Source organism: Flavobacterium ustbae (genome assembly GCF_003946915.1).
Taxonomy (GTDB): domain Bacteria; phylum Bacteroidota; class Bacteroidia; order Flavobacteriales; family Flavobacteriaceae; genus Flavobacterium; species Flavobacterium ustbae.
Genome location: NZ_RPOC01000054.1, coordinates 1 through 397 on the forward strand (window position 1 = coordinate 1; position 397 = coordinate 397).

Consider the following 397-nt stretch of genomic DNA (forward strand, 5'->3'; position numbering starts at 1 on the left):
CAGTTTTAACAACAGGCCAGTATTTTGCAGCAATTTCAGACACTGCAACAGGCTGCGAAAGCGCTACAAGATTAACAGTTGATGTGATTGTAAGTGATCCAGGAACTCCAACTTTAGTAACAGCAGGAACACAAAACTTCTGTACGGCTGATGCTCCAACTTTTGCAAGCATTCAGACTACTCCAACAGCAAATATTGTATGGTATACGGCTTTAACTGGCGGAACAGCAATTCCATCTACTACAGCTCTTACAACAGGACAATATTTTGCAGCAATTTCTGATCCAGCTACTGGATGCGAAAGCGCTACAAGATTAACAGTTGACGTAATTGTAAGCGACCCTGGAACTCCGACATTAGTGACAGCAGGAACGCAAAACTTCTGTTTGGAAGATGC

Annotated in this window: 1 protein-coding gene; it reads left to right on the plus strand. The window is 42.8% G+C overall.

All coding sequences use genetic code 11. From position 1 onward, the window contains the following. Window positions 1-397, plus strand: a 397-nt coding sequence (locus EG814_RS20900) for an Ig-like domain-containing protein (protein WP_164515358.1), incomplete at both ends; no start/stop codon positions are given.